Origin of the sequence: Oxalobacteraceae sp. CFBP 8761, from assembly GCA_014841595.1 — a bacterium.
GTDB lineage: Bacteria > Pseudomonadota > Gammaproteobacteria > Burkholderiales > Burkholderiaceae_D > Telluria.
In genome coordinates, this window is record JACYUE010000003.1 from 90,410 (window position 1) to 110,113 (window position 19,704).

The 19,704-nt window shown below is 51.2% G+C and carries 15 protein-coding genes and 1 pseudogene; 7 read left to right on the plus strand and 9 right to left on the minus strand.

Annotated elements, in window-relative coordinates; genetic code table 11:
- Window positions 1-97 precede the first annotated feature (97 nt).
- From IFU00_18380 to IFU00_18390, 3 genes are all read left to right on the plus strand, one after another.
- On the plus strand, window positions 98-1,162 hold the full coding sequence (locus IFU00_18380; GenBank protein ID MBD8544248.1) for a site-specific integrase: 1,065 nt from the start codon (window positions 98-100) through the stop codon (window positions 1,160-1,162).
- 196 nt (window positions 1,163-1,358) lie between these two features.
- On the plus strand, window positions 1,359-1,574 hold the full coding sequence (locus tag IFU00_18385) for a DNA-binding protein (GenBank protein ID MBD8544249.1): 216 nt from the start codon (window positions 1,359-1,361) through the stop codon (window positions 1,572-1,574).
- Window positions 1,571-2,509, plus strand: coding sequence for a hypothetical protein (locus IFU00_18390; GenBank protein MBD8544250.1), 939 nt, complete (start codon window positions 1,571-1,573; stop codon window positions 2,507-2,509). Before IFU00_18385 ends, IFU00_18390 begins: the two co-directional genes overlap by 4 nt.
- Before the next feature lie 649 nt (window positions 2,510-3,158).
- On the opposite strand, the gene IFU00_18395 is transcribed toward IFU00_18390, so the two are convergent.
- The 7 genes and pseudogenes from IFU00_18395 to IFU00_18425 form a co-directional block, all read right to left on the minus strand.
- On the minus strand, window positions 3,159-3,386 hold the full coding sequence (locus tag IFU00_18395) for a hypothetical protein (protein MBD8544251.1): 228 nt from the start codon (window positions 3,384-3,386) through the stop codon (window positions 3,159-3,161).
- Window positions 3,383-4,273: an integrase domain-containing protein gene (locus IFU00_18400; GenBank protein ID MBD8544252.1), complete on the minus strand. Its 891-nt coding sequence runs from the start codon at window positions 4,271-4,273 to the stop codon at window positions 3,383-3,385. The genes IFU00_18395 and IFU00_18400 overlap by 4 nt, the downstream gene beginning before the upstream one ends.
- A gap of 766 nt (window positions 4,274-5,039) precedes the next feature.
- Window positions 5,040-5,198 (minus strand): annotated as a pseudogene (locus IFU00_18405) (transposase).
- A gap of 212 nt (window positions 5,199-5,410) precedes the next feature.
- Window positions 5,411-5,938 carry a hypothetical protein gene (locus tag IFU00_18410; protein MBD8544253.1) on the minus strand — a complete coding sequence of 176 codons (528 nt, stop codon included), beginning with the start codon at window positions 5,936-5,938 and terminating at the stop codon, window positions 5,411-5,413.
- A gap of 95 nt (window positions 5,939-6,033) precedes the next feature.
- Window positions 6,034-6,897 carry a hypothetical protein gene (locus IFU00_18415; protein ID MBD8544254.1) on the minus strand — a complete coding sequence of 288 codons (864 nt, stop codon included), beginning with the start codon at window positions 6,895-6,897 and terminating at the stop codon, window positions 6,034-6,036.
- A 281-nt stretch (window positions 6,898-7,178) separates the two neighbouring features.
- Entirely contained in the window at window positions 7,179-8,132 is a 954-nt protein-coding gene (locus IFU00_18420) for an RNA-directed DNA polymerase (GenBank protein MBD8544255.1), read from the minus strand.
- The gene (locus IFU00_18425) at window positions 8,129-9,085 is read right to left on the minus strand and encodes a hypothetical protein (protein ID MBD8544256.1); all 957 of its coding nucleotides are present in this window, start codon (window positions 9,083-9,085) and stop codon (window positions 8,129-8,131) included. The genes IFU00_18420 and IFU00_18425 overlap by 4 nt, the downstream gene beginning before the upstream one ends.
- 909 nt (window positions 9,086-9,994) lie before the next feature.
- On the opposite strand from IFU00_18425, the gene tssI reads away from it, so the two are divergent.
- Genes tssI through IFU00_18445 form a run of 4 tightly spaced genes read left to right on the plus strand, consistent with a single transcriptional unit; the run spans window position 9,995 to window position 15,849 of the window.
- Entirely contained in the window at window positions 9,995-12,601 is a 2,607-nt protein-coding gene (gene tssI / locus IFU00_18430; GenBank protein ID MBD8544257.1) for a type VI secretion system tip protein VgrG, read from the plus strand.
- The gene (locus IFU00_18435; protein MBD8544258.1) at window positions 12,598-14,412 is read left to right on the plus strand and encodes a hypothetical protein; all 1,815 of its coding nucleotides are present in this window, start codon (window positions 12,598-12,600) and stop codon (window positions 14,410-14,412) included. The genes tssI and IFU00_18435 overlap by 4 nt, the downstream gene beginning before the upstream one ends.
- A gap of 2 nt (window positions 14,413-14,414) precedes the next feature.
- Entirely contained in the window at window positions 14,415-15,560 is a 1,146-nt protein-coding gene (locus IFU00_18440) for a hypothetical protein (GenBank protein MBD8544259.1), read from the plus strand.
- 31 nt (window positions 15,561-15,591) lie between these two features.
- Window positions 15,592-15,849, plus strand: a complete 258-nt coding sequence (locus tag IFU00_18445; GenBank protein ID MBD8544260.1) for a PAAR domain-containing protein — start codon at window positions 15,592-15,594, stop codon at window positions 15,847-15,849.
- 1,423 nt (window positions 15,850-17,272) lie between these two features.
- Here the strand turns inward: IFU00_18445 and IFU00_18450 are convergent.
- Both IFU00_18450 and IFU00_18455 read right to left on the minus strand, forming a co-directional pair.
- Window positions 17,273-17,653 (minus strand): hypothetical protein, encoded by a 381-nt coding sequence (locus IFU00_18450; GenBank protein MBD8544261.1) that lies wholly within the window; start codon window positions 17,651-17,653, stop codon window positions 17,273-17,275.
- Window positions 17,654-17,987: 334 nt separating this feature from the next.
- Window positions 17,988-19,649, minus strand: coding sequence for an MCP four helix bundle domain-containing protein (locus IFU00_18455; protein MBD8544262.1), 1,662 nt, complete (start codon window positions 19,647-19,649; stop codon window positions 17,988-17,990).
- Window positions 19,650-19,704: the final 55 nt, after the last annotated feature.

Consider the following 19,704-nt stretch of genomic DNA (forward strand, 5'->3'; position numbering starts at 1 on the left):
TGAAAACAATGCCTTAGGTGATTTTCACCTAAGGCATTTGTCTTTGTGAATCTTCAACAGGTACACTTTAGGTACAGCTACAGATCACAGAGGTTCAATGGCAACGTTCGTCAAGACCGACTCAGGTACATGGAAAGCCATCATCCGCAAGCAAGGATGGCCCATTACTTCAAAAACTTTTCGTACCAAACGAGACGCCACAGACTGGGCGCGCAACACCGAAGATGGCATGGTACGCGGTGTCTATATCTCGAGGACCGGTGCAGAGCGTCTGACAGTCAAAGACGCTTTGCAAAGGTACTTGTTGGAGGTCACGCCTACCAAGAAGCCGACTACTCAGCGCAGTGAGAAAATCACAGCCGAGCACCTGACCGGCTTTCTGGGCAAGTACTCAATGGCTGCCCTCTCGAGCGACCTGGTCGCGTCCTATCGTGATCATCGTATTGGCGCCGGCAAGTCGAACAACACCGTGCGTATAGAGTTGGCCTTGCTAAGCAATCTGTTCACGATCGCGATTCAGGAGTGGGGCCTTGGGCTTTCTCACAACCCAGTCGCTGCAATCCGAAAGCCCAGTCCTGGCAAAGGACGTGACCGTCGCTTGAATGCAACCGAGGAACAGCGTTTATTGAACGCGGTCGACCAGTACAGTAATCCCATGCTTGGCTGGATCGTCCGCATTGCGATCGAGACAGGCATGCGTCAGTCTGAAATCCTGAACCTACGGAAACCGCAGCTGGACTTGACTGCTCGTGTTGTCCGGCTCTCGGACACCAAGAACGATTCAGCGCGTACAGTCCCGCTGACGATCTCCGCCACAGCAGCCTTCAAGGCAGCACTCGAAAATCCCTTGCGACCGAAGGATAGCGAGCTCGTGTTCTTCGGAGAGCCAGGCAAAGACGGGAAGCGCCGCCCCTATCAGTTCACGAAGGTCTGGGCCGAAATCAAAGACGCTCTCGGGATCGCTGACCTCCACTTCCATGACCTGCGCCATGAAGCAGTAAGCCGCCTTGTTGAAGGAGGGCTCAGTGATCAGGAGGTGGCTTCGATTAGTGGGCACAAGTCCATGCAGATGCTTCGACGATATACGCACCTTCGAGCCGAGGACCTGGTCACAAAGCTTGATCGTTTGAAAAAAAATCCTCCGGCTCCGCAAGACCTTTAGCGCCAGACTCTACCTTGATTTTGCACAAAATTGCGCTCCCACGCGTGGGCTCAGTCAAACGTGCCCGCGCCACAGCGATGGCGGACAAAATTTATCGCTTCAAGCGAATTCTTCACAAAATGCAGCAGGATTTGAAGTTGCGCCAGCATAAAAGCTTCGTATTCTTTCGATACCCACCGTAACGAAAGGATCAGAAGTGACCACAGAAGAAATTTTGCTCAACCAGTACCGCTCACCGTTGCTCACGCTGACGCAACTCGCTCAAATCCTCAACCGTAGCCCAGATGGGCTACGAATTTCTCTCAGCAACAAGTCACCCGGGTCCTTAGAGTTGAATGCCGCTCGCGTGAAGATCGGCCGACGTGTGTTCTTCAAAACCGTCCAGATCGCCAGGATCATTGATCAAGCATGAGCAACGCCGCAGCGCCGAAGAGCGACAACAAATTCAAGCACCATAGCGGCGGAGTTGTACAGATCCATCACACATATCGTTTCGGCATAGTACCTGAAGCGCTACTTGAAGATCCGCGCCTCGACCTCGATACCCGAGCTGTGGCTGCCTGGCTTGCCATCAAGCAAGATGGCTGGCAGATCAGCATAAGTGTGCTTCGCAATCGACTCGCCCAACAGGGCAAGATCCTTAGTAAGGAACGCTGGAAACGCATTGCCGAACAGCTGGAAGCAGCTGAGTATTTATCACGCAGAAAGATAAACGGCGCAGGAGGTCTGTGGACTTGGGAGATCATTTTTACGCCAGTTTCACGGTCACTCACCATGGACGGGTTTTCCACCCACGGTTCAGCCACCCCCGGTCGCGCCGCAGACGGTTCTGCCGTGTCTGGTGGACACGTACATAACGTAGTACCAAGGAGAAAACAATCAACAAAAAATATAACCACAACCAAAGACACCATCCAGCGACCAGACGAAGCCGGACGCCGCCAGAACGTCGAGCTTAATGATCGATGCGAACTGCTCACATACCCAGATGTGACTGCGGCTGAAATGGTCGAGCTACAGCGATTAATTCTTGATTGCAACGCTCACGCACGGCAGGACGTCCTGGATGAGCTGGAGGGCTACAGGCGATCCGGAAAGCTGAGAAGTGGAATTGTAGGTTTAGCACGGACACTTGTCGCAAAGGCCAACGAAGGAGGCTTTTCGCTTGTAAAAGGACATGCTGTTCAGGCTGAGCGTGCAAGGCGACAGCAGAACGAAGCGGCCGTGGCACGGTCAAAGGTCACTTTGGTGACATCAGAACCCTCTGCAGAGCTTATAGAAAAGCTCTTTCCCAAACGGGCGCAGCAGATGCGCGATGGACTGAAGGAAAGTCCTGGTATGAGCTAGTTTGGGGGCCACGTGGCCCCCATTTCCTTTCATACGAGACGTCGCTCACTCGTCCGTATAACGGAATGACAGTCCCCTCAGCGCCCAACAAGCGCGCACCCACCAACTCAAGAACGACGATATACTGAGCACACAAAGGTCTGCTATAAGGCGCTCGTGCATCTGGTACTTAGCCGCTTTCCACACTGGTAATCAGGGAGAATCATGTCTGTGTCCTCTCGACTCAAGCGCGTTGGGCGCTTAGCCACTGCCCCGTTCAGGGGCTTCTTTGTCACTTCGTGGCAGGTTCTCCGGAGTCGCGAGCCTCAGCCTCTGGCGCCGAGCTTCTGGGCTCATACTCGACAATTGCTTCGCCAAGACTTCATCGACTCCTTGGTGCCCTTTAGCTGTGCAGTTCAGGAATTTCGTACTGAACTTCATAGGAAGAATTGACAGAACCGGCGCCGGAACGCAAACACGAAAGGTGTACGTTTTTGATAGGCTTCTTAGTGGCTTTTCAAGAAGTGGGATTTTCCCTGCCTTTTCGGTGCTTAACTGTTCTTCAAATTCGATTTTCTTAGCAATGTGCGGGAATTTACAGTCACCTACTAGTACGAACGAGCATCTTTCTGTCGTTTTCGACGTTTTGCCTATCAAAAAAGGACACCTTTCAACTAGGTGACGCTGCGAGAATGATTCGCTCGAGCGTCTGGCGTACTGTCTCTCCTCTCTTCCGCTTGGTCTTCAACACCTCGAAGACCGAGTGCGCAAACCTGACCTTGGCCAGATCCTCATTCGGCGGCTCGAGCTGCTGCAGCATCGTTCCACCGCAAGTCTCTTCCGCTGCCTTCCAGAAGGTGCCAACTGGCATCTTGTGCGTGGTGTAGACCTCGTTCACAGCGAATTCCTGATGTAGTTGTTGAAGACCCACCGCCCGCGGCCGTCGCCATGACCCAGGTCATTCGACGTCCTGGACAAAGCGACCTTCTGACTACTGCCAGCAGCCAGATAGTGCTTGTACTGGTCCATGGCGAAGGCGCGCCGCAGAGCGTGGCATGAGTTCTCGCCTTTCAGGCCGAGCTTGGCCAGTCGATCAGAATGCTGCTCTATGGCCGCTTTTAGGCTCCTGCTGATCACCAATTGCTTTTGCTGCCCCAACACGGTCTGCGCCGCTTTAACGGCTTCTACGGCCCTTTCTAGCCCTCCTGGGGCCACTACGACGGATCTCGCTCGTCCACCCTTCGTCCCATCCCTAACAATGATGGGCTGTCCTTGAGATAGAGCCCGCCCCCACTCCCGTAAGGAGTTGGCTGACTGGATTGCTTCGCGCTCTCGCAGGCCTAGACTACGGCTCAGCTCGATGAGCGCTTTAGTATCCGCCGGCGCTCGCTCTAACGCGTGCTGCAGCAGTTCAGGCTCAACCACTTTGCCGGATCCGATCCGGCTCCCAGACGGTACCCCGAGCTCCTTGTTCGAGCAAACGTCTTGGGCGAACTCAGCGCGCCCAACTCCCTCCAGGGCGCGCCGCACATGGCTCATCTCGTTTTGGATCGATCGGGCGCTGATACCTTTTTCGATGCGAGCCGCCACAAAACCCTTGAGCTGCTTAGCCGTAAGCGAAGCCGGATCGACCGATCCCCACCGCTGCTGCTTTCCAAAGACCTCAATCGCCTTAAACGTGGTCTGCATCCTGGTCTTCGTTAGCGTCGCTGCGCCTTTGTCGACCAAGGCCGCCTTCATGAACTTCGCAGTTGTGGAATCGCCTTGCTTGTACGTCTTAGCCATAAAAAAGTCTCACGAGTTCGTGACAAAAAATCCTAGTACTACAACACCGCACTGCATGCAAGGTGGTCCTACGTCGTTTAGATGGGAGCGGCTGCCGTCATGCAGACGGGGGTACTTCGGCCTGGTAAAACATGCTGAACAGGTGCGCTATGCGCCGCGCGGGGCTCTTGCGAAGACTCCTTTCTGGATTGCTTTTTTGGATTTTCTGACGTGTAAAAAAGTTCAGAATCTGAATTTTTCAGCCGTTTTGGGTTTCATAAAATGACATTTTTAGGTTGTCACTTCGGGTTCGCCTGTTGGAACCCGCATAGACACTAGGTTTGCGGAGGTATCGGGACGCGCGTCACTACCAGGTAGTGACGCGTTAAGAAGGAAGACGTGGAAGATCGCAAGCGAGCTTGTCAGCACAAGATCGGGCGATGGAGACTACGTCGGGATTACATTTGGCGGCCGAGCGCCGGAGATTGCGAAAGCCATGAGGCTATTCAGATTTGTGCCGCAAAAGCGTTAAGAAATCTTAGCGGTGATGCTCTTTCAACGGAAACATCCGATGGAAGAGTTTGTGAGGAGAAGTTGCCGGATACCGACAAGGAATTGTATAGAAAATATTCCTTGATGGAAACCCCTACTGAGAAAACAGGCGTAAGAACGTTTCTGAATGTCTGCACGCCGCTTACTATGGATGTGCGGTCTTCGGGCAACAGGGTATCGCTTTTGCCAGCGAAACAGGCAACCGCGCATCGTGCAGCCGTGCTACTAAGAACGCCTAACAAAACCGTTCGACATACCGCCAACAGATGAGCGAACAGGCAAGCGAAAGGAACGCCTGGTGGATGTCTGCTCGCTGCTCATGTCGAATACGCAATCTGCGGAAGCGGAGTAGCCAATCCAAGGTACGCTCGACGACCCAACGCCATCGGCCAAGCCTTTCGCGCGACTCCACGCCGTAGCGCGCTTGTTTGGGCGGTGCGCGTCTACCGCTGTAAAGTCTCTGTGAGCGTCGGCTCCTGGCCGGAAGCCGAAGTTTACTTGAGCGGTCTACTTCAGCAGAATTGCAGAACTATACCTGCGGCTAGTCGGGTTTATCGTTGTATAGTTAATTTAATAAACCGAATCGACACGAAGTGCCAGCGGACGTTAGGCCTCGCCGTCTACATTGGCCAGCGTAAACGCCAGTAGAGCCGCGTTCAACGGCTTGCAGTTGAACCAATATTCGTTCTTAGATACCCGGTCTAGGCTGCAATGGTCATAGATCACGATGCCGTCGTATGGACTCAATCCTTCGGTGATGTCAAACGATGTGGGATTGACGTCATGGAGAACCAGATAAGGCTTGACCTGCAAGTCGAGGGTAAAGGCGTAGATGATCTCATTGGCTTGTTTGCCTCTGGGATCGTCATCATGATCATGGTCAAATCCCGGCTCGTTCCAAAAAGGGCTGTCCGGGCTGCGGTCAGTTCCTGTATTGATGACCATAGCGAGCCTGTCGATTTCGGTGTGATCTGCGTCGAATGTAGTCAAAGAAAAGTTTCGCGCCACCACCTTTCCCGTGTATCCGAGAGCAGTCAGTTCAGCGCGCAGCGAATCCTCAAAATCAGCCCAATCGGGCAAAGAAACTTGCTTCATAAAAGTGTCGGCAGCCTGCGGCTTAAAAGAGGTTGTCACAGTTGCTTGTTATAGTACAAGCGCAGACGCACTTGCAACCATCAGCCGAAAGATGCCAACCGTGCGGGACTCATCCATCCCGTAAAAAATCTAATTTAAGGTTGCATGAAATCATCAACCCAAAGATTTGCATTCTCTTCTTTGTTAGCGATATCATCCACCCAATTATCGATCACCAGTTCGCCTGACAAATCGATGTCAATAACTTTGTTGCAGAAGGTTAACTCTACAGCATAGGGGTCTCCTGCCAAATAATGGGGAAAGGCGATGCCCATCAAGTTATCTTCGGGATGTTGGTTACGAAGATACTTATATTGATCTACGCTGTAGGTATCATATGACTGCTTATTGCTAGAAAAGCCAGTAGATAAGGAACTCTTAGCATATTCTGCTAAGCTCATATTTGTACGACGAACATTGTCATCCAATTCAACCACCGATTTACATCCTGAGCATACATTCATAACATACCCATTATCCGATTGACCTCCTAGGTCGAAAACCGTAACGAACGGGAGAAGATATCCGCCACATTTACACCGGTTAAATGCCAGGTCGATTATGTCGATGATTTCGAAATTAGTACTATCTAACAATGCGATCTGATAGCGCATGCCTTCGCCAATAAAAGGTTCATACGTGCTGAACCGCTTGAATTCTAAATTTGTTGTCACGTCGAAGCGAGTAGCGCCTTTGTCGTAGACGCCAGCAAAATCAGCGTGCTCGCCCATATCGCCTGCAACCGTAAGACCGAATTCTTTTCTGTGTCGTTCGTAGAACTTGAGTTCTGCCAACAGGCCAACATAACTTCGTTGACCCAACTTCGCGCGGTACGTTTTTTCTAAATATTGCCGAGCTAAACCAAACCCCTTCTTCGGGTTGTTAGCAGTCGAAAAAATTATGCGCCTGATGTTATTGTACGTTTTCGCATCCATAAAAACATCGCCTTCGGTAATCAATTTTTTATCCTTAGATCACAGGATCAGCCGCTTCAAAACTAGCTCGACCTCGAAATTTAAGATAATCATAGGTTAGATGCATAGGGTTCGTCTGCCAATATTTATCTCGGAACGTTAAGCCATGTTTCTGCTTTGGCCAACCGCGGACCTATTGTAGCGTCCACCTACGACCTGAAGCAGACGGTCACGCAGGCCGATTTGAGTCTTGTGCCATCTCATCATTAAAGCAAGTCCGCCGCCAGTCCGGATCCAAGATAATGCTCATTCTCAAGAATGGAAGGCTATTGCTCTAACGTTTGTATAGCTAATGGATATCGTAGAATTGCATTCACTACTTCATATGAATACTTCAGCTTCATTCTTGCGATAAAATCTGGTTCAATGTGATATGCGTGAGCCATCAAACCCTTTAGCTTCAATGTAGCATCCTCAGAAAGGGCTCCATATCTGAACGAATTTATGAGTGATGCGATCTCACGTTTGCGTGCTCGCCCAATCGAAAGCTCATTATTGTTGGTTAGAACAATACCGGTCACATGGCGATTGAATCGTTTCGACGAAAAAACCGTTTTGCTACTGTTTATCCTTATCTTTTTAAAGCAATATTCAGCAAGAAGAGTCGCGACCATTTTGGGGAGATCGAAAAGTATGTTTTTCTCATTAGTCGTAAACGTCAGATCATCGGCATATCGTGTATAAGAAATATTCCTTTCAACACAAAATTTCATCATCGCATGATCAAAGGTGTTCATTACGAAATTTGAAATGAATGGCGAACTTGGTGCGCCAATACTCATTCGCAACCGTGATCGCCGTGTTGCTCGAAAAAACAGGGCATGCTCTAAGAACACTTTGTCAGCTTGTTCGAAATCAACGCCCGAGGACTCTGCAACAGCGAAAAAAAGTTCTGGGGTAATGCTAGGAAAAAAATTCTTAAAATCCATCTTTAGCAGATAACGACTATTCAAATGCCGGAGTGCATTTAAGCGTATGCCCGTTTCCTTTTCATAGGCGGTTGCTGCTTTATGTACTCGCAGAACACCTCTAAGTTCATCAATTATCATTCGTTGAATGAATTTTGATTCTCTGGATGGCTGGGCAATCTGCCGCGTGTCAATGCCGTTCCGCTTAAGAATTTCGTATTTTTTATACCGGCGTGGCATCGTTAAGGCGAATCGAAGCAATTCTTCCTCAGACATCAGAAGTTTGTCAGCCAATGTGGAAAATATGCTCATTTCATCTCCGCCTTCAGCTTGTTAATCTGCTTTAATGCCAATGTACGTTTCTTCGACAGCTCGTCATCACCCAAGATATAGACAGATCTAAATGCCATTGAAATCGCTTGGGTATCGCGAGTTTTCCCTTTAATATCCGTGCCAAATTTGATTCTACGCACACTTCCAGGCCTATCAAAATAATAGGTAACGCCGCTGTACACAACGTGCCCCACCAAGCCTAGTTTTTCAAGCAGATATAGCAAACGTGTAACAGTTTTTAGCTCTTGATCGACCTTAAATGCCAACAAGGCGTATTCAATTTCTGTCACCGTAATGGGATGCGCCAGCATCACAATATCATGAATGAGCAATGCAATATGCGCCCGGTTGGAAGCCGAAAATTTTTGAGTTTTTTGCGTTTTTTCAAGTTTTTGCTTGATGTCCCCGACCATTAACTTCAGGTGCTCATACTCGCTTTCGCTATCGTTTGGCCAAGGGTAAATAAAAACTGAGTCAGCATCTTGGCGTTTGATATATGCCAGCGGCCCTAGATAGATAAACGAATCCTCCGCGGCTACTTTTTCATGCGGAGCGAAAACAAGTAGTTTACCTGTAGCTTTGGGGTCCATACAGAACAGGCCGAGCTCAACCATCGAACCTGGGCTCTCAAGGCATACAACGATTAAAGTCGCGACACTGGCAATGTCGGACTCAAACTCAAGCAGGTCGGAATAGGCCCCTTCCTTGAAGTAATCCTTGAAGTCCTCGGCCTGGATGCATGCATTGTGAAGATCAGGTTCGCTGGCCGCAAAGTATTCGATTAAACGCTGACGAGCACTGCGCGGAAAAGTTGCCTTTATATCAACTTCTCCGCCACACAGAAACACACGGGGCGGCAAAAATGAGACATTGAACTTGGCGTGTTCGAAGCCTTGGAACTCGACAATTAGCTGGTCTTCAAACTTCTTCATCGAGCGAAGTAGTAAAAAAGACGGCCTCGCGAGGAGGCCGTCTTAGTGTTTCCTTACCTAAAGGATGCGTTAAGAGATTGACTAACGCTCCTGAGGTGGGGTTTCGAAGGATCGTTAGGCGAGCTCTTGACGCAACCTAAATATCCTCAATAAATTTGTGTCTGGCTAATCGCCCGACAAGGACAAATGCAACCAACTACGAATCTGCCCTACGCGTAAGGTAAGGAAAGCATACCCTGCCTGAAGCTCGTTTGCAACAAGCCGTTGAAGAGGTCATCGCACGTTGCCCTATTGCATTTTGCATTTTGCATTTTGCATTAGCGTTAGCTTGGAATGAGGCCGTTGCATGCGCAGGTCGAACGTGAGGGTCCGCTCTGAACTAGCGCGTTGTGCGCCATTGACGGCAACTGGGGCATGAAGTTCTCTGCTTAGCATTTGTTCATACGTCATGGTGCATATATGGATGTATGGTTTAGCTAATCAGGTACAGCTGCGGTACATCAATCAGTTATTGCTCTGCCCGACAAATTACGCTAAGTTACTGAAACTAAAGTACTTTTATCTTCGCTATAGTTCGACTAAATTCCTTTAATAATCAAAGACATACTGTTTCCTCTGCTAATTTGTAATCATCAGGTGGCCAGTTCGAAACCGGCAGCCGGCACCAGTTAGTCAAGCAAAAAGCCCAATTCTCAGGATTGGGCTTTTTGCTATCTGGGCGCGTGTAACAGCTGCCCCCCAACTAGCTGAATTAGCCTCTTCGAGCCTGGTGACTGGCCAAATCAGAAAATGGCTCTGGGAAGCGTATTGATTGCTATCAATTTCGCTTTGGCGACACCGAGGTAACGTAGCCGCTGGACAATTTCCACTTGCGCTACGGCGATGCCGAGCGGCTACCGGAGGCAGTCAATGGGCTTAAGCCAGGTAATTGCGGCCGGTGCCGCACTGTCGGCGTTCAGCGGAAACTCGCAACACAAGCGCCTGATGCGGCTGGATTTTCCGTTCGAGGATGGGCCGCCCGCCATCCTGCTGCCAAACACGCTCGTCGCCCGGGAAGAAGTCTCGCGGGGGTTCCGCTTTATCGTCGAAGTATTGTCGGACGAGGCACGCATCCCCCTGAAAATGCTGATGGGCCGGATGGTAGTGATCTCCCTGGTGCGCGAAGACGGATCGCTGCGCTACTTCAACGGCCATATCACCGAGTTCCGTTTCCTGCGCACCGATGGCGGATTCGCCTTCTACCAGATGGTGCTCGAACCGTGGCTTGCGTTCGCGCGGCTGCGCAAGGATAACGTGTCGTTTCACGGTAAAAGCGTACGGGAGATCACCGAAGAAACGCTGAAGCACTATCGCCAGGCCGATTGGCATATGTACCCAATCGACGAGGCAAAGCTGACCGTCGCCAACCAGCATAACGAGACCGATTACAACCACCTGCACCGGCGCTGGGAAGCGCTCGGCTTGCATTACTGGTACGAGCACGAATTTGGCCGCCACCGGCTCATGATCTCTGACAACAGCTTCTTGTCCGAGCGGATCGATGAGGAAGCGTACGTGATCCCGTTCCACAAGAAGAGTGGATCGCTCGAGGACGACGGCATTCACGAGTGGACGGCGGTGCGACGCCTCGGCTCGGGCCAGACAACGCTGGCAACGTTCGATTACAAGAGCCCTAGCGCGCAGCGCGCCAAAGGCATTTCAGCCAACCGGCAAGGCGATATCTTTCGCTACGAAGTCTACGAAGACACAGGTTCTTACGGCTTTCGCATACGCGACGATGGCGAGCAGCTGGCAACGCGGCGCATGGAGGAGGCGGACAAGGACACGCAGTACTTCGAGGCAAAAGGCAATGAACGGAGCGTGCTGCCGGGGCGTACCTTCAAGCTCGGCGGACACTTCAGTGCCGAACCACGATCACCCGAATACGATCCGGAACCGCGCCGCAGCATCGACGACCGCTTCTACCTCATCCTTTCTGTCGACCATGAGGTGGCGAACAACTACCAGGCCGGGCCAGGCGCACCGTCGCATTACGAAAACCGGCTGACCTGCATTCGCAAGGATATCCGCTGGCGCCCGGGCCGCAACTACAACAGCGAGCCCGGTACCTACATGGGGCTGCATACGGCGATCGTGGTTGGCCCGGCCGGCGCTGACATTCATACGGACGACTACGGGCGGGTCAAGCTGCAGTTTCACTGGAACCGGCTGGACAAGTACGACGAGAACAGCTCGCCGTGGATCCGGGTGATGACACCGGCTGCCGGCGACGAGTTCGGGCAGATCCGTTTGCCGCGTGTTGGCGAGGAAGTGGCGGTTGTTTATGCGAACGGGAATATCGATCATCCGCTCATCCTGGGGGCGCTCTACAACGGCAGGCATATGCCACCGTGGAACTTGCCTGAGCAGTCTGCGCTCACCGGTCTGCGAAGCCGGGAGTTGGAAGGTAGCCAGCGCGGCAATCACTTGGTCCTTGATGACACTGCGGGGAAAATACAGGCACAGTTGAAGAGCGACCACCAGTGCAGTCAACTATCGCTAGGCCACATTACCCGCATTGAAGACCCTACCGGCCGCAAGGATGCTCGGGGTGAAGGATGGGAGCTGGCGACCGACGCGTGGGGCGTCGCTCGAGCCGCCCAAGGCATGCTCATCACAACTGAAGCGCGACAGAATGCGGCATCCCACATCAAAGACATGGGCGAAACCGTGCAGCGACTGGCATCGGCGGCGCAGATCCAGGAGCAGCTGGCGTCGATGGCGGTCGACCACGATGCCCAGGAAAAGGGCCAGCAGGACGAAGCCGCCGAGGACGTCAAAGCCCAGCACTCGGACATTCGTGGCGCAGTGAAAGGGGCATTTCCTGAGCTCGCCGAACCGCACCTCGTCATGGCAAGCCCTGCCGGGATCGAGCTTACAACCGCTCAGTCGACACATATTGCCAGCGGTCGCCACACCGCCATCACCAGCGGAAAAAGCTTGTCGATCGGAAGCGTCGATAGCTTGTTCGCTAGTGTCGGAGAGACCTTCAGGCTCTTCGTGCATAAAGCGGGAATGAAGCTTGTAGCCGCAAGTGGCAAAGTGTCCGTGCAGGCGCAAAGCGATAACGTCGAAGTCATTGCCAACAAAGTGCTCGAACTGCTTAGCGAGACAGACTGGGTAAACGTCCGCGGCAAGAAAGGCGTGCGACTACATGGCGTTAATAACATGGTCGAGATCGGAGAGAAAGTGCAGTTTTTCACTTTGTCGCCTGTGCTATTTCACGGCAACCTGGAGACGCTCCCATCAAAGAGTATGTCGCAGGAATTTAACGAACGCTCGTCCGATTATCAATTCGACCAAGAAGTAAACTTCGTCAATGCCGACACAAAACCCGAGAACAATGTTGCTTACGAGCTGATACGCGACGATGCAACGGTTATCGCAGGAACGACTAGCGTCGACGGAAGTACCAGTGTTCAAAAAGGGCCAGGAATAGACAGCTACACGATCCGTTGGAAAGGCGAACTTCCATGAGCGATACAAATAACTTGAACGACCGCGGAAACTATGACCGAGAATTTGGCCAAGGTGTTGGCGGCTGGGCCGAGTACACCGTACACATGACCGACACGAGCGATATGGTCAGACATGACGTTAAGGTTCCTCCAGGAAAAGTTATTCCGGTCATTTTCCTTCCAGGAGTAATGGGTAGCAACCTTCGCATGAGCAAGACTCGGCAGGAAAAATTAGAACGAGAAGATAATCGCGCTTGGCGCCCAGATGACCTTGTTTCCAGCACAATATCAGTTGCGACTAAACAGGGAATGGGTGGCTTTTTTCGGAAGGCCTCGCCAGCTCAACGTCAGCTCGTATTTGACCCCAATGAGACCGAAGTCGAGTATTACCACTATACCGAGGACCAAGGAAGATTTGACCCCGAGGGTAAGGAAACCCTTGCAGCTGATGCACGCCATCGAAATGTCCCCGATTCCTTAAACTCTATTCCACCCTTGATCAAAAATCATTTTCGCCCTCCTAGCGGACCGAAACTTTCTCGCAAGTATACGACTGCTGCTCAAATTGCGCGTTGGCGAGGCTGGAGCGAGGTACTTTTTGCCGGCGCATATGGCGGAATGTTGAAAATCGCTGAAAAATATCTCAACAATATTTCGCGCGGGGGACGACTAGATCCATACGGGATTTGGAATACGAAATACCAAATGTCGCTCTTTGGCCCATTATCTGGTTTAGATTTAAAGATGGATGACCTGAAGAAAATTGCAAACTGCTGGTATCCAGTACACGCAATGGGATATAACTTCCTAAAGAGCAATGGGGACTCCGCCAAAGTTATAGCTAATCGTATCAGAGGCCTCGTACAGGGTTACCAAAAACGTGGATTCAGCTGCAAAGAAGTGATTATCATTACACATAGCATGGGAGGGCTTGTGGGGCGTGCTCTAATACATCCAGATTATGGGAACTTGTTGAGCGATCCAGATGTAAAAGTTTTAGGAATATACCATAACGCAATGCCAACGCTCGGGGCGGCAGCAGCTTATAAACGTATGCGTTTTGGTTTTCTAGAAAAAGAAGGTTTAAAGGATGAGATCGGTGCTGAAATTTTAGGGATTGATGGAGAACATGCTACCGCTATTTTGGCAAACACGCCGGCGCCGCTAGAGATGCTACCAGCCGAGGGATATGGTAAGGATTGGCTAAAAGTCGTCGATGGTTCCGGGAAGACCATCCTAAGTTGGCCGCAAGGAAACCAAAATGCGCTTGACAGCATTTATCTTCAACCCGAGATGAATTGGTGGCGTCTCGTTAACCCTAGTTGGGTAAATCCAGCTAATGGGAAAAATAAGGATGGCGCGGGGTTGGCCAATGTAAAAAAACGCTTGATCAAGGCAAATTTATTTCTCGATTCTATTGAAAAAACTTTTCATCCTACAAATTGCTACGCTAGTTTTTGCTCATCAGAGGAACACAAGAGCTATGGAATCCTGGTCTTCAAAGTGATGAATCCGGAGGTTTGGGATGCGCGTCAAAGTTCCCTCCCAAGTGCGGACACATGGAAACTTTTGACTGATGATAAGAAGGGAACATTAACAGTTCAAGCAGGTAAAAAAGTATTGACTCTTAAATTACAACCTGTCGAAGCGGTCGGTGACGAAACCGTTCCGGCGGAGCGTTCAGCCTCTAAAATAGCAGGCACTTTATTCACTCATGGAAAAACCAAGGGTACTGGCTATGAACATCAAAATAGTTACTCGAATCCCAATGTCTTAGCATCCATGTTGTATTCTATTGTGAAAATAGCTGGTTCTGCAGAATGGGAGTGAATATGCCTATAAACAGCCGGCAATTACTATTCAGAATCTTCTTCACGCTTGCTCTCGCAGCACCACTAATTGCTTGCTCAAAAAAATATTCTTACAAGGAGGATGCTGTGCCAGAACAGATTTCCCTAACTCTCCGACTAAAAAAATTATTCCAAGTTACCAAGCTTGTTTGTTTTGGGCGATACGCACTGGCAGTACCAAAGGAGGCACAAATTGTCTGGGGTGGCACATATTTTCCATCCAAAATTTCTTCATTTCTTGGTAGCGTAGAGACTTTGAGGGAAAAAGCAGAAGAAGATATTGAAAAAATAAAATACGACGATAAGGGTGCTGAGATTACCTACGACAAGTCAGGGCCTATCGAATTGAGCTGGCAAATTCGTTATTTTGATAGCAAAGCAGCAAAACAGCTTAATCTTCTTTTTTTCAACACCTACGTTAGTAAAGGCAACATCATTTTTCGCCTTGGGAACGCTGTCGACGAAGGGCAGTCTGAAGAGCAGATCGCTGCAGTGGAGGAAAGCCGGTCAAAAAGCTTACACTTGCGTTTAGACGACGGTATTATATCGCCTACCGAAGGATATTGTATCGAGCACGCCTTCATGGCGAGTTCGTTCTACGGGGATCAAGAAATGGTAGAAATTGGAATTTATCTTCCAAGCCTGCCCGATGTGACTTTTTCGATCAGTTCAAACAAGGACGCATATGCTGATTATCCAAATGAAGAATTTGAGAAAGAAAAAAGAGAAGAATTATCTTTATTAACACGTATCCGCAAGGCCCAAGAAGAACAGGGAACTATGTATCCGCAGCGAATAGTCCTCCGTGAAGGAAAGCGTGCTGTTCAGCATTGGCACGGCGAGGAGTCGCTTATTAAACGACTGGATGGCGTACATGATTTTGAGTGGGGCTTCGTGGGAACCCCAAAGGACGTCGCAAACCCATCTGAATTTATTGTCAATATGTACACCAAAGTAGAACATAACTTGGTTGGTGCCGCTAAAAAAGCATCGGTCACCGACGACGAGGCAGTTGCACTCTGGGACAGGCTCCTCTCTGGCCTAAAATTTAGGGTCAAGGTGCCCGGCGCACCTGAGGGTTCGTACTACCTCCCCGAGCATAAATCAAGCACAACTAACGCTGAGTAACGAGAAAGCAGAATCTCAATTAGGAGTGAGTATGAAACACCAAGGCCGCGGAGTGATTCGCCTGAACGACAAGACTGATCATGGTGGCCAAGTCGTTAGCGCCACGTCGGAAACAATTGCCATGGGAAAGGCTGCGGCAATCCAAAACGACATGACTTTCTGCCCAACGTGTAAGGGAAAATTTGCGATCAAGCCAGATGATTCAGGCGCAAAGCACAAAGGCAAGCCGTACGCTTACGACGGCGACGTTACGGAGTGTGGCGCCCGCCTGATCAGCTCTCTCGTCTAGTGCATTTTTCTGGCGGATTTCAAAGGGTAATAACGTAAATGTTGCGACGATCACGTCTGCAAAGAAGTATTTTTCACGCTCAGCCTGTGGACTCGATACAAGCGGTCTTGCACGTTGTCGTATTAGGCAGTTTAACTGCGGTCGCCTGTAAGATATTGAAGATCTTGGCCGCTTCGTAATCAGGCAATCCAGACCCCTTCATCTTTTGTTGAATCTTTGGCAGTGCACAAGCTTGAGAGTAATTGAATGGGTATGGAAGAAAAGAACGGGCTCTATACATAAAAGCTCTACTACAACCGGACACTAGGCCCCTACCTACCAATGCCTGCCCTTGCCTTGGTGGATCAGGACAAGCAAGCACGAGACTTATCTGGCGCGCCACCACTGCCATCTCGCCCCACTCATCTGCGGCGAAGAAGTGTCCAAGCGCATCCACAATGACCTGCGACGACTGAATGTGGATGCAAGCTGATCGGCAGTCTTTCAGCAACTATTTCATAGCTCCGCTAGCTTATGCATTCAGGTCTTTTGGGGAGCGACGACACGCAAATCTGCCGGTGCCAGCGCTAAGACTATCCCAGCCTGCTCGAGTATCCACGCCTCGACCTTCATATGCCAGACACGCAGCGAATCAAGCGGCGGGCGGAGGTAGTTCTGCTCACGTACGCCTTGCAGCGCGTCCCATTTAACAGACGGCTTTATTCTTTACGGACGATCCGTCGATTGGCGCGCACATCATGGCCGTCTTGAAGGGCACGGATCCCACCGCCAGTGGCGAGCGTCCTGATACACATCCCACAGCAAAGGCGGTACCGATCCCACCCCAAGAACGGCCACAGCCAGAAGTACCTGTGCAACTGTGCAGAGAACAGCGTCGGTACGGCGCATTGTTGAAAAGTTGACGAGTGCAAAAATGACCGCTGAGACGCTGAGACCTCCCACACAAAGCATATGGATCATTTCGCGTCCTGGGCCGTTGCAGCGTTCGTAGAATACTGCATACCAGAGCGTTGGCAGAATCAGGCATGCAGTCGCCACCATGCCGAAAGCAGTTGATCCAAGCGTCGCCTGATAGCGGGCGCGGACCATGCGCTCCGTGTGGCGAACCAGGTAGACGGCGCTCAGTAGCGCTACGATGGATGCAGGAACGACCAGCTGACTGGAAAATACAATCGCCATGGTGATGCCCGTATTTGTTTGCTGAGGTTGGCGCCTGGGCGCGAGCTTGGAACAGCAGTAACGTCGACTTCAATATCGCATTGTCGAAGCATCGTTCAGGGTGCAATTTGCGTCTGTGCAACTCATCGCGATTCCCCTGACAGAAGTGCAGGTCGTGGTCAACCCAAAAGCTGCCGAAACGTCAATGAAGAAGGAGAAGGTCGCCCGGCAATCCACCTTTTTTCAAGCGAGCTAAAAGTAGGGATTAAGCGGTAAGGACAAGTTGCTGTTTTAGTGGAATGCCGCGGGGTGACATGTTGGGTTGGTCGTGATTTAGGTCTACAACCACTTGGCTGATCGCAGTTGGCACTGCCAGCGGTAGCGGTTTCTCACGTACAGAAGATGACGCGGTTTGATCCGCAGGTACAGCCCAAGTTCGCGGCAAATTCTGTAGCCGCGCTTGTGATTCCATTGGAAGCGGTTCACGTTGCGCACGTACAGGAAGCACAACCCAAATCCCGGCGCGCTGGTTGTTCATCAGCCGCGGCAGCCAATCGGCAATGACGTTGTATTCCGCATCCAGTTTCGCTTCGTATCGGCAGCAGGTCTGGCTAATGCCAAATGCTTTGCACGCCAGCTTGACCATGGTTGACCGTTCCGCCACGGCCGCTGTGCCATCTCCCGCCGTTGGGATGGAACTACCATTTTTTGTGAGCTCCTCAGCAACGATTTCGGCCTTCAGGCGCTCCTCGACGTCATCTTCGTAAGGCGCCGACTTCTCTCTTCCAGTTCCTTCGTGCAGGCCATCAGCGAGGCATCCATACCGCCAAGCTTGAAACACTACTTGTAGAACGTGGCGTTGCTGGTGCCGCTTTCGTGGCAGAGCGCCGGCATCGGGTTGCCGGCGTCGGCCTGCTAGAGGATGGCGATGATCTGGCTGTCGGTAAAGCAGGATGTATTCATGTAAAGCGTTCTGTATCTCAAGAAGAAAACTCTACTTCTAATCGCGCTCGTTTTGTGGGGGAATTTCCATTGGGCCTCCGCTTGCCTGCCTCACTCGTCATATCGCTGCCACCTGCAACTTTGAATACTGACACTGCCGACACCAGACTATGTGCCTGCTGATTCAGGGCATCTGCGGCATCAGCCATCTGCTCGACCAGAGATGCATTTTGCTGGGTACCGCTATCCAGCGCCATGACTGTCTCGCCAACGCTGCTGATGCTCATGGTCTGCTCACGGGTGGCCGTGCTGATTTCGCTGATCAGCTCGGCGACGCTCTTTACTTCGCTGACGATCGCAGTCATTGCTTGACCAGCGTTTGACACCATGTCCGCGCCCGATCCGATCATGCCGACGCTGTCAACAATCAGCACTTTGATTTCCTTGGCCGCCTGCGCACTACGCTGCGCCAGTGCGCGGACCTCACTCGCCACGACGGCAAACCCTCTGCCCTGCTCACCCGCACGGGCCGCCTCAACTGCTGCGTTCAGTGCAAGGATATTGGTCTGGAAAGCGATCCCATCAATCACTGAAATGATGTCTTCGATCTTCCTGGAGCTTGCCGTGATCTTTTGCATCGTGATGACAACCTCGTCGACCATCGCACCGCCGTTTTCAGCAGAGGCGCGCGCGCTCAGCGCCAAATCACTGGCACGGGCGGCTGTGTCCGCATTGACGCGTATGGTCCCGGTGATTTTCTCCATCGCGTTTGCACTTTCCTGCAACTGCCTTGCCTGCTCCAGAGTCCGTGCCGATAAATCTTTATTTCTGTCAGCAATCTCCGTTGAACCAGACTCGATCGTATCGGAGGAGCGACGAACACTATGTACGATGGTTGCCAGTGATTGCTGCATGTCTCCAAGTGATGCCATGACGCTGTTTGCCGGCGCGGTCGCTGCTTCCGGCAACGTACCCAGGTCTCCCGACCGGACTTGATTCGCGGCTTTTCTCAAATCGTGCGGATCGGCGCCCAAAGAGCGGTGCAAGCTGCGCTTTATCAAGCGTGAAAGGGCAATCGCCGTGACAACGGCAACCAGCGACACGCAGATCAACAACAAACGCTTGGCGCGGAATTTTTCAGCTGATTTCTGGATTTCAGCTTCTGCTGAGCTGGCAATCAATTTCGCATATTCGCCCACCGTGGCGATCAGCTTCTTCAACAGTGGCTGGCACTCGGCATTCATTTTTTCAATGGCTTCAGGTTTCTTGCCGTTCAGTGCCATGTCGACAATTGCAAGCGCAATAGGGCCATAACGCTGCTCAATACTGACCAATTCGTCATAGAGTTGATGCTCTCTTGGCGTCGCTTTCTTATCCAGATCAAGCAATTTTTTGAGCAACGCCATGCGGTCTTTGACGCGCTCATGGGCGGCCATCACTGCAGCCTTTTCTGCAGCGATGTCGGCAGGCGCATTCAATAAAATAAGGTTGCGCGCTGCGATTGCCCTTGCGCTTACTGCCGACCTGACATCACGCGCAACGCTGCCGCGATTGAACTCATCACCAACAAACCCGTCAAAGTTGGATTGGGCTTCACTCAAGCTGAATACTGCCAGCGAAGATATCGCCACAATGATTGAGACGAGCGTCGCAAAAGCGATTGTCAGTTGTCGACTAAGGCGCTGCTTAAAAAAGTACATGATGACCCCGAATTAAAAAGTACCACGCTGTCGGGCGTTTATTCCCATACAGGAA

What these genes read in the sequence shown, in the direction of transcription:
- IFU00_18450 (MBD8544261.1), bottom strand. Translation starts at nt 17,653, where the DNA reads ATGGTCAAGCTGGCGTGCAAAGCATTTGGCATTAGCCAGACCTGCTGC.
- IFU00_18435 (MBD8544258.1), top strand. Translation starts at nt 12,598, where the DNA reads ATGAGCGATACAAATAACTTGAACGACCGCGGAAACTATGACCGAGAA.
- IFU00_18455 (MBD8544262.1), bottom strand. Translation starts at nt 19,649, where the DNA reads ATGTACTTTTTTAAGCAGCGCCTTAGTCGACAACTGACAATCGCTTTT.
- IFU00_18390 (MBD8544250.1), top strand. Translation starts at nt 1,571, where the DNA reads ATGAGCAACGCCGCAGCGCCGAAGAGCGACAACAAATTCAAGCACCAT.
- IFU00_18380 (MBD8544248.1), top strand. Translation starts at nt 98, where the DNA reads ATGGCAACGTTCGTCAAGACCGACTCAGGTACATGGAAAGCCATCATC.
- IFU00_18440 (MBD8544259.1), top strand. Translation starts at nt 14,415, where the DNA reads ATGCCTATAAACAGCCGGCAATTACTATTCAGAATCTTCTTCACGCTT.
- tssI (MBD8544257.1), top strand. Translation starts at nt 9,995, where the DNA reads ATGGGCTTAAGCCAGGTAATTGCGGCCGGTGCCGCACTGTCGGCGTTC.
- IFU00_18420 (MBD8544255.1), bottom strand. Translation starts at nt 8,132, where the DNA reads ATGAGCATATTTTCCACATTGGCTGACAAACTTCTGATGTCTGAGGAA.
- IFU00_18400 (MBD8544252.1), bottom strand. Translation starts at nt 4,273, where the DNA reads ATGGCTAAGACGTACAAGCAAGGCGATTCCACAACTGCGAAGTTCATG.
- IFU00_18425 (MBD8544256.1), bottom strand. Translation starts at nt 9,085, where the DNA reads ATGAAGAAGTTTGAAGACCAGCTAATTGTCGAGTTCCAAGGCTTCGAA.
- IFU00_18445 (MBD8544260.1), top strand. Translation starts at nt 15,592, where the DNA reads ATGAAACACCAAGGCCGCGGAGTGATTCGCCTGAACGACAAGACTGAT.